Genomic DNA, 9,717 nt, shown 5'->3' on the forward strand with positions numbered 1-9,717 from the left:
TCCTGGCGCCGGGCCGACTGACCGACCGGATCGCTAGTTGCGCTGAAGCAGAAGGCATTCCGATGGCGGCGCCGCTTGGCGCGCATCGGCTGGTGGTCGAGACGGTGTTGGATCGCTTCGATGAGGCGGTAGCCGAGCCCCTGGCGGCATAAGTTCTGCAACGACCCGCACCAGCTCCATTGTCGACTGTGCACTGACGGATTTGAATGTGCACCCAGGGCGAGTCGCGTCGGCGTGTCGCCGCCGTAAATGCACAGTCGACGCGCGCGCCCATAACCTCAACCGGCCCTGCCGTTATCTCAGTGGCGTGAGGGTGCTGTAATCCTCGTCGGCGCCAGCACTGTTCGCAGCCGTCCCGTCGGCGATTGGCGGCACCCGGGTGGCGCGCACGTAGACGGTGTCCCCCTCGGCAAGGCCAAGCGCCTCGGTATCGCCCCGGGTGATTTGTGCGGTGAACGGCTGGCCGTTGGCGGCGTTGGTCAGCTCCACCCGCACCTCGAAACCGAGCATCACCACGCGGTCGATGATCGCGCGGACGACGCCGGTCGCTTCGGCCGCGGGGTCGTCGGTGGCGAGCTTCATATCGGGTCGACGGCCCACCCGGATGTCGTGCGGGCGAACCAGGGTCCCGTTCAGCGAGGACACCGCGCCCAAAAACGACATCACGAATGCGTTTGCCGGAGTGTCATAAACGGCGGCCGGGGATCCCACTTGTTCGATGCGACCGTCTCGCAGCACGGCGATCCGATCGGCGACATCGAGCGCCTCGGCCTGGTCGTGGGTGACCAGCACCGTGGTGACATGTACCTCGTCGTGCAGACGCCGCAGCCAGGTTCGCAGATCCTCGCGGACCTTGGCATCAAGCGCACCGAACGGTTCGTCAAGCAACAGCACTTGCGGATCGACCGCCAGCGCGCGCGCCAGCGCCATGCGCTGACGCTGCCCGCCGGAAAGTTGGTTAGGGTAGCGGCCCTGGAAACCGCTGAGCCCCACGACCTGTAGCAGGTTGTCAACCTTCTCGGCGATCTCTGCTTTGGGCCGACGACGAATCTTCAACCCGAACGCGACGTTGTCACGAACGGTCAAGTGCTTGAAGGCCGCGTAATGCTGAAACACAAAGCCGATGTCGCGCCGCTGCGGCGGCACCCGGGTCACGTCGCGGCCGTTGATCGTGATAGTCCCGGAGTCCGGCTGATCCAGTCCGGCGATGGCGCGCAACAGCGTCGACTTCCCCGAACCGCTGGGCCCGAGCAACGCGGTCAACGAGCCGGTGGGCACCTCGAAGTCGACATTGTCCAGTGCAACGAAGTCGCCGTAGCGCTTGTTGGCGCCCTGTACGACGATCGCGTTAGTCATATGCGCCTCTTTTCCTCAGGCCTGCTTTGCGGCTCGTTCGCGCCGCGCATCGAGAATCATCTGGACAACAAGAACCACTACGGAGACCGCCATCAGCAGTGTCGAAAGGGCGTAGGCGCCATACTCCGCGCCCCGGTTGTAGCGGTCGGATACCAGCAGCGTCAGCGTCTGGGATTTGCCCGGCAGGTTCGACGACACGATGAGGACCGCGCCGTATTCTCCGAGCGTCCGGGCGATCGTCAACACGATCCCGTAGGTGAGGCCCCACCGGATCGACGGCAGCGTGATGCGCCAAAACGTCTGCCACCAACTCGAACCCAGCGTTGCCGCGGCCTGCTCCTGATCGATGCCCAACTCGTGCAGCACCGGCTCGACCTCGCGCACCACAAATGGCAGCGTGGCGAAGACACTGGCAAGCACGATGCCCGGCAACCCGAAGATGATCTTGAATCCGAAGTCTCTCTCGACAAAGCCCAGCAGCCCCGCCGATCCCCACAACACGATCAGCGCCACGCCAACCACGACCGGCGAGACGGCGAACGGCAGATCAATGATCGCCTGCAGCACACCCTTGCCGCGGAACCGGTTGCGCGCCAGCATCAATGCGGTCGGGATGCCAAAGATCACGTTCAGCGGCACCACGATCGCCACCACCAGTAGCGACAAGTTCAGCGCCGACACCGCCGCCGGCGTGCTGATCCACGCGAAAAACTGGCCGAAACCAGGCGCGAACGTCCGCCACAAGATCAGCCCGACGGGGACGACGAGCAGCACCAGCACATAGGAAAGGGCTAGAAAGCGGATGAGGTAGCGAACCCGCGGGGACATGGTCATGCCGACAATTCCTCACGCTTAGCCGCGCGCGATCCGAGGGTACGCAATGCAAGCAGCACCACGAACGAGATAGCAAGCAGCACAATAGATATCGCAGCGGCGCCGGTACGGTCGTCATTTTCGATCAAGGTTCGGATCCACTGCGAGGACACCTCGGTCTTGCCCGGCACCGCCCCACCGATCAGCACCACCGAGCCGAATTCGCCGATGGCCCGCGCAAACGTCAGCCCTGCACCAGTCAACAAAACCGGAGTCAGCGAAGGCAGCACGACGGTCGTGAAGATTGTCGCGTTGCCAGCCCCCAGCGACGCGGCCGCCTCCTCGGTCTCGTGGTCGATTTCGAGGAGGACGGGCTGGACGGCCCGCACCACGAAAGGCAGCGTGACGAACGCCAGCGCCACGGCAACGCCCCACGCGGTGTGCTGCAGGTGCAAGCCGACCGGGCTGTGGTTCCCATACAGAGCCAGCATCACCAGGCTGGCGACAATCGTGGGCAATGCGAACGGCAGATCGATGATGACGTCGACGAGCCGTTTCCCCGGGAAGTCGTCGCGGACCAGAACCCATGCGATCAGCAGGCCGAAAAGCATGTTGAGGACGGTCACACCCGCGGAGATGGTCAGCGTCACCCTGAATGACTCCAGCGCCGCGTTGGAGGTGACCGCGAGCCAGAACGCCTGCCAGCCGCCGCCGACCGATTGCCAGACGATCGCGGCCAACGGCAGCAGCACGATCACCGACAGCCACACCACCGCCACGCCGACCCGCAGCGACGTTCCATCGCTGCGGGAACCCTTGCGGCCCGGCACGCCGTCGTCGCGGTTGCGTCCGGTCACCTTCTGTGTTATCGCCGTCGTCATCCGGTGGCCTGCATGTAGATCTTTGTGATGCTGCCGGACTTCTTGTCGAACAATTGCGGATCAACGGTCGCCCAGCCACCGAGGGCGGCGATTGTCCACAGCTTGGCCGGCATCGGGAACTGACTGCGCACATCAGCGGCGACGGCCGGGTCAACAGGCCGGAATCCCGCTGCAGCCCAGAGCTTCTGGGCTTGCGCGGTGTACTGGAAGTTTTTGAACGCGTTGGCGGTATCCAGGTGAGCGGTGCTGTTCACGACCGCCACCGGGTTTTCGATCTTGAATGTCTGCGGTGGGTTGAGATGGGTTACCGGCTTGCCTTGGCGCTCGGTGGCGATCGCCTCGTTCTCGTAACTGATCAGCACGTCACCGCTGCCCTGAACGAAAACATCTGTGGCCTCGCGCCCCGATGCCGGACGCAGTTTGACGTGCTCGCTCACCAACGTGTTGATGAAGTCAATGCCCGCCTGCGGGTTGTGGCCGCCGCCGCTCTTGACGGCGTACGGGGCAAGCAAATTCCACTTCGCAGACCCCGAGCTAAGCGGGCTGGGCGTGATAACTTCCACGCCGGGCCTTAACAGGTCGTCCCAGTCTTTGATGTTCTTCGGGTTACCCGGCCTCACCACCAGAGTCACCACCGATCCGAACGGGATGCCCTTGGTCGCGTCCTTGTCCCAATCGTTGGAAACCTTGCCGGCCTTCACCAGTCGGGCGATATCAGGCTCGACGGAGAAGTTGACGATATCGGCGGGTTTGCCGTCGACGACGCCGCGTGACTGATCACCCGAGGCCCCGTACGAGGTGATCACCTGAACACCTTTGCCTTCTGCTGAGGCGTTGAACGCTGGAATCACCTTGCTCCAGCCCGGTTCTGGAGCCGAATAAGCAACGAGTGTGATGCTCGTCTTCACGTTGATCGGTCCACCACCGCCGACAACGTCGCTGGCGCCCCCGTGGCACGCAGCGATGACACTGGCGGCGACCGTCAACCCGGCAAGGTGGCGCCAACGGGCGGGCCTCCTGGCGTCGTCGAACAATGGTCGACCTTTCGGTGGCGGGATTGATAGATAATCGGTCCCGTCGCTACGGAAAGGCGTGGTCAGCAATTGGGAGAAATCCGCCGACACCTAACCGCGCGCGGGGAGGAAGTCAGCTACAACAACAGTGCACGTCAGCCACAGCGCAATCGCCCACGGCAATGAGCGCCAAGACGTGGCACTCGCTGTTACCGGACACTGCGTGCATGGCGGAAGCCTAACAGAATCTACCCGAACGCCCAGCTCAGTCGACGCACGTCAGCGGGTCAGCAACCAGGCGACGATCACCAGCACCACCAGAATGACCAGCACTAACGTCACCTGAGATCGCGGCATCCCCGTCTTTCCGGTCATCCGGGTTCTTTGTCGCCGTGGCGATCGCGCCGCAACAGTCGGATACCGGTTATGCCGTAGCCCAGCAGCGCGTCCAACACGACCGCGACAAGGTAGGCCAACGTGAGAACCACCGGCATCACGATGATGGTCTGCAGCACGAACCCCAGCCCCGACAGCCACAACTCGACGCCGTCCCACCAACTGAGGATCGCGTTCATCGCGCTCACCCTATTCCGCGTCGTCGATCAAGCCAACTGGCCCGCGGGCGTTTGCGGTAGACGCCGGGCAGGTCGGCACATCATGATGTCGGCATGGTTCTTGACGCGCAGCCTGCCGATGAGGCCGCGAAGAAGGCCGAATCCGCGGCGGTCGCCATCGCGTCCCCGGCGGTGTCTTCCAGCGGGTCGGCACGGAACCCGTTCCCGCCGATTGCCGATTACGCGTTTCTGTCCGACTGCGAGACGACCTGCCTGATTTCGCCGGCGGGCTCGGTGGAGTGGCTGTGCGTGCCCCGTCCGGATTCGCCGAGCGTGTTCGGCGCGATCCTGGACCGCAACGCCGGCCATTTCCGGCTGGGGCCATATGGCGTGTCGGTGCCGTCGGCGCGACGGTATCTGCCCGGCAGCCTGATCATGGAAACCACCTGGCAAACCCACACCGGCTGGCTGATCGTGCGCGATGCGCTGGTGATGGGGCCGTGGCATGACATCGATCGGCGGTCACGCACGCATCGCCGCACCCCGATGGACTGGGACGCCGAGCACATCCTGCTGCGCACCATTCGTTGCGTCAGCGGAACCGTCGAAGTGCTGATGAGCTGCGAGCCGGCGTTCGACTACCACCGCATCGGTGCCAGTTGGGAGTACTCGGCCGACGGCTACGGCGAAGCCATCGCCCGGGGCACGAGAGATTCCGACGTCCATCCCACCCTGCGGTTGACCACCAACCTGCGGATCGGTTTGGAGGGCCGAGAAGCGCGGGCGCGCACCCGAATGAAAGAAGGCGACAACGCCTTCGTCGCGCTGAGTTGGTCCAAGCACCCGGCCCCGCAGACTTTCGAAGAGGCGGCCGACAAAATGTGGAACACCGCCGAGTGCTGGCGGCAATGGATCAACATCGGCAACTTTCCCGATCACCCGTGGCGGGCGTATCTGCAACGCAGCGCGCTCACGCTGAAAGGGTTGACCTATTCGCCCACCGGCGCGCTGCTGGCTGCCTGCACCACGTCGCTTCCGGAAACACCGCAGGGCGAACGCAACTGGGACTACCGCTACGCGTGGGTGCGCGATTCGACATTCGCGTTGTGGGGGCTCTACACACTGGGCCTCGACCGCGAGGCCGACGATTTCTTCTCGTTTATCGCCGACGTTTCTGGAGCCAACAACGGCGAAAGCCAACCGCTACAGGTGATGTACGGCGTCGGCGGGGAACGCCGGCTCGTGGAAGAGGAACTGCGTCATCTGTCCGGTTACGACCATGCCAACCCGGTACGCATCGGCAACGGCGCCTACAACCAGAACCAGCACGACATTTGGGGCGCCATCCTCGATTCGTTCTACTTGCACGCCAAGTCACGCGAGCAAATTCCGGACACGCTCTGGCCCATCCTGAAGAACCAGGTGGAAGAGGCCATCAAGCATTGGCGTGAACCCGACCGCGGCATCTGGGAGGTGCGCGGGGAACCGCAGCACTTCACGTCGTCGAAAATCATGTGCTGGGTAGCGGCCGACCGCGGTGCGAAACTGGCTGAGCGGCAGGGTGAAACGCTCTACGCAGAGCAGTGGCGCGCGGTGGCCGAAGAAATCAGAGCCGACATCCTGGAAAACGGTGTGAGCGCTCGGGGCGTGTTCACCCAGCGCTACGGAAGCGACGTGCTGGATGCCTCGCTGTTGCAAGTGGTTCTGACTCGGTTTCTGCCGTCGGACGATCCGCGGGTACGCGCCACCGTGCTCGCCATTGCCGACGAGCTCACCGAACAAGGCCTGGTGCTGCGCTACCGCGTCGAGGAGACCGACGACGGGCTTATCGGCGAGGAGGGCACGTTCACTATCTGCTCGTTTTGGCTGGTGTCCGCGTTGGTCGAGATCGGCGAGGTGAGCCGCGCCAAGCATCTGTGTGAGCGACTATTGTCGTTCGCCAGCCCGCTGCACCTCTACGCCGAGGAGATCGAGCCGGCCACCGGACGGCATCTGGGGAACTTCCCACAGGCGTTCACCCACCTGGCGCTGATCAACGCCGTGGTGCATGTGATCCGAGCCGAAGAAGAAGCCGACAGCACCGGGGTATTTCAGCCCGCGAACGCGCCCGTGTAGGGCGATCAGCTCAACGCGCTGACTTTGTCCATCATCGCGTGAGCGATGTCGATCGCGCTGGTGTCCGGAGTGGCCGAGCCCGGATCGGACGGGTGCCGGTCGCCGAAGAACACTACTTCGACCTCCACCAGACAGTTCAGCCGGACACCGATCGCGCGCGCCTGCGGGGTGGGCAGCAGCGGCGGCATGTTGGGTAATACCGCTGTCGCGGTATTAGTCGCTGCGACAATAGTTTTGGATGCATCGGCAACGCGGATGTCGCCGATCGCATTCGTCGTGTTGATCGGGCCGGTTTGTTCGGTTGTCGTCGTCCCGTCGCACTTCTGCCACTGTTGGGAGAATTTCGCGAACAGCTCCTCGGCTTGTGTGGCCGCGGGCAGCGTGACGACGCCCTCCATAACGCTGATCACTTGCGCCGGATCGCCGTTGTTCCACCAAGACTCGTAGACGAAACCGTTGACCTGGGCGGACTCGTAGACGCTTTTCTGCAGCATCGCCGTGACGCCCCGGCAATCGGCGGGCTCAATCTGATTTTCAGGCTCGAAGAGCTTGTTGGGGCCGCCGGCTTGAGGCGGTTGACGCGCCACGAAGGGCTGGCTGAGCATCCGGGACAGTGCAACACCGTCGAGAGGCACATGCCTGACGGTTTCCCTGGTCAGAAGGCGCGGCTTCAGGTTCGGTGCCGGCTTGGCCGTGCCGTCGACGACGGCCAGGCAGCCGGCCGCCAACGGCAGCGCAGCCAGCGCGACCACGATCCGCGCGATATGCATGAACGGACACTACCGCTGACTTGACGTCACTTCTTGGCCTTGTCGCCTGCCGCATCCGTCGACAGCGCGGCGACAAATGCCTCCTGCGGCACGTCGACGCGGCCAATGGTCTTCATCCGCTTTTTGCCTTCCTTCTGCTTCTCCAGCAGTTTGCGTTTGCGGGTGATGTCCCCGCCGTAGCACTTGGACAGCACGTCTTTGCGGATAGCCCGAATATTCTCGCGTGCAATGATTTTCGAACCGATCGCCGCCTGCACCGGGACCTCGAACTGCTGGCGCGGGATCAGTTCTTTGAGCTTGGTGGTCATCTTGTTGCCGTAGGCGAACGCCGAATCCTTGTGCACGATAGCGCTGAACGCGTCGACGGCCTCACCCTGCAGCAGGATGTCGACCTTGACCAGCTCGGCCTCCTGCTCGCCCGCCTTCTCGTAATCAAGGCTGGCATACCCGCGGGTGCGCGACTTCAGCGCGTCGAAGAAGTCAAAGATGATCTCCCCCAATGGCATTGTGTAACGCAGTTCTACCCGTTCGGGTGACAGATAGTCCATGCCGCCGAGTTCGCCGCGCCGCGACTGGCACAACTCCATGATCGTGCCGATGAATTCGCTTGGCGTGATGATGGTGGTTTTGACGACGGGCTCGTAAACGGCGCGCACCTTGCCTTCCGGCCAGTCCGACGGGTTGGTCACGATGATTTCCGTACCGTCTTCTTTGTCCACCCGGTAGACCACGTTCGGCGACGTCGAGATCAGGTCCAGGTCGAATTCGCGCTCCAGGCGCTCACGGGTGATCTCCATGTGCAGCAGACCCAAGAATCCGCAGCGGAACCCGAAGCCCAGCGCCACCGACGTTTCGGGCTCGTACGTCAGGGCCGCGTCGTTGAGTTGCAGCCTCTCCAGGGCGTCGCGCAGATTCGGATAGTCGGAGCCGTCGACGGGATATAGCCCGGAGTAGACCATCGGTTTGGGTTCGCGGTAACCCGTCAGCGCCTCGGTGGCGCCGTGCCGCGCGGTCGTCACGGTGTCGCCGACCTTGGACTGGCGGACGTCCTTCACCCCGGTGATCAGATAACCCACCTCGCCGACGCCAAGGCCGTCACTGGCTTTGGGTTCGGGCGAGACGATGCCAACCTCGAGCAGCTCGTGGGTGGCGCCGGTGGACATCATCGCGATGCGCTGACGCGGGGTGATCTTGCCGTCGATGACGCGGACGTAAGTGACCACGCCGCGGTAGATGTCGTAGACAGAGTCGAAAATCATTGCGCGCGTTGGCGCTTCCGAATCTCCGATGGGCGGTGGCACCTCGCGCACCACGTGATCGAGCAGATCGGATACGCCCTCCCCCGTCTTGCCCGACACGCGCAGGACGTCGGTCGGCTCGCACCCGATGATGTGCGCGATCTCTGCGGCATAGCGGTCGGGGTCGGCGGCGGGCAGGTCGATCTTGTTGAGCACCGGAATGATGTGCAGGTCGCGGTCGAGCGCCAGATACAGGTTGGCCAAAGTCTGCGCCTCGATGCCCTGGGCGGCATCAACCAGCAGCACCGCGCCCTCGCAGGCCTCCAGCGCACGAGAGACCTCGTAGGTGAAGTCGACATGGCCGGGGGTATCGATGAGGTGCAAGACGTGATCGACGCCGTCGACCCGCCACGGCAGGCGCACATTTTGCGCCTTGATGGTGATCCCGCGTTCGCGCTCGATGTCCATCCGGTCGAGGTACTGAGCACGCATCGACCGCTCGTCGACGACGCCGGTGAGCTGCAGCATCCGATCGGCCAGCGTTGACTTGCCATGGTCGATGTGGGCGATGATGCAGAAGTTCCGAATCTGCGCCGGCGCGGTGAAGGTTTGGTCGGCGAAACTGCTGATGGGAATCTCCTGGTGAAGCCGGGCTTAGGCGCTTCCAGGGTATCGGCGGACGGGCCCTGCAGCACAATCGTGGGACGGGACGGCCAAAACGAACCCCCGGAGTGATCCTCCGGGGGTTCGTTTTGGAGCGTGAACTCTTAAAGCATCGGCGTGATGTCCAGGAACGACAAGTCGGTCTGGAAGAAACCGCCCAGATCGCCTACGGCGAAGTTCCAGAGGTAGTCGAACGCGTCCGTCGTGCTGCCCAGGGTCAGCGCATGGTTGATCGCATTGTTTTCGATGTAGCCGGCGATGTCGGTGTCCAAGTTGCCGCCGTTGAACAGCGAGTACAGCTCGACGTTGTAGGC

General features: G+C 63.5%; 9 protein-coding genes and 2 pseudogenes. 2 read left to right on the top strand and 9 right to left on the bottom strand.

Features of this window, described 5'->3' with window-relative positions; genetic code table 11:
* A pseudogene (locus WB785_RS18540) lies at window positions 1-152 on the top strand (sirohydrochlorin chelatase); the annotation flags it as partial.
* 142 nt (window positions 153-294) lie between these two features.
* Here WB785_RS18540 and WB785_RS18545 read toward each other — a convergent pair.
* The 6 genes from WB785_RS18545 to WB785_RS18570 form a co-directional block, all read right to left on the bottom strand.
* A complete protein-coding gene (locus WB785_RS18545; protein ID WP_424080758.1) occupies window positions 295-1,356 on the bottom strand; it encodes a sulfate/molybdate ABC transporter ATP-binding protein in 1,062 nt (353 codons plus the stop codon).
* 15 nt (window positions 1,357-1,371) lie between these two features.
* On the bottom strand, window positions 1,372-2,190 hold the full coding sequence (cysW, locus tag WB785_RS18550; RefSeq protein ID WP_424080759.1) for a sulfate ABC transporter permease subunit CysW: 819 nt from the start codon (window positions 2,188-2,190) through the stop codon (window positions 1,372-1,374).
* Window positions 2,187-3,050, bottom strand: coding sequence for a sulfate ABC transporter permease subunit CysT (cysT, locus tag WB785_RS18555; protein ID WP_424080760.1), 864 nt, complete (start codon window positions 3,048-3,050; stop codon window positions 2,187-2,189). The genes cysW and cysT overlap by 4 nt, the downstream gene beginning before the upstream one ends.
* Window positions 3,047-4,036: an extracellular solute-binding protein gene (locus WB785_RS18560; protein ID WP_424080761.1), complete on the bottom strand. Its 990-nt coding sequence runs from the start codon at window positions 4,034-4,036 to the stop codon at window positions 3,047-3,049. The genes cysT and WB785_RS18560 overlap by 4 nt, the downstream gene beginning before the upstream one ends.
* A 160-nt stretch (window positions 4,037-4,196) precedes the next feature.
* On the bottom strand, window positions 4,197-4,292 hold the full coding sequence (locus WB785_RS18565) for an Ms4533A family Cys-rich leader peptide (RefSeq protein ID WP_424080762.1): 96 nt from the start codon (window positions 4,290-4,292) through the stop codon (window positions 4,197-4,199).
* A 142-nt stretch (window positions 4,293-4,434) separates the two neighbouring features.
* On the bottom strand, window positions 4,435-4,638 hold the full coding sequence (locus WB785_RS18570; protein ID WP_424080763.1) for a hypothetical protein: 204 nt from the start codon (window positions 4,636-4,638) through the stop codon (window positions 4,435-4,437).
* 93 nt (window positions 4,639-4,731) lie between these two features.
* On the opposite strand from WB785_RS18570, the gene WB785_RS18575 reads away from it, so the two are divergent.
* On the top strand, window positions 4,732-6,732 hold the full coding sequence (locus WB785_RS18575) for a glycoside hydrolase family 15 protein (RefSeq protein ID WP_424080764.1): 2,001 nt from the start codon (window positions 4,732-4,734) through the stop codon (window positions 6,730-6,732).
* 5 nt (window positions 6,733-6,737) lie between these two features.
* Here the strand turns inward: WB785_RS18575 and WB785_RS18580 are convergent, their stop codons facing one another.
* The 3 genes and pseudogenes from WB785_RS18580 to WB785_RS18590 form a co-directional block, all read right to left on the bottom strand.
* On the bottom strand, window positions 6,738-7,502 hold the full coding sequence (locus tag WB785_RS18580; protein ID WP_424080765.1) for a sensor domain-containing protein: 765 nt from the start codon (window positions 7,500-7,502) through the stop codon (window positions 6,738-6,740).
* A gap of 26 nt (window positions 7,503-7,528) precedes the next feature.
* Window positions 7,529-9,438 (bottom strand): annotated as a pseudogene (gene lepA / locus WB785_RS18585) (translation elongation factor 4).
* A 69-nt stretch (window positions 9,439-9,507) separates the two neighbouring features.
* Window positions 9,508-9,717, bottom strand: a 210-nt coding sequence (locus tag WB785_RS18590; RefSeq protein WP_424080766.1) for a hypothetical protein, incomplete at its 5' end; no start/stop codon positions are given.

Source organism: Mycobacterium sp. (assembly GCF_049585075.1).
Classification (GTDB): domain Bacteria; phylum Actinomycetota; class Actinomycetes; order Mycobacteriales; family Mycobacteriaceae; genus Mycobacterium.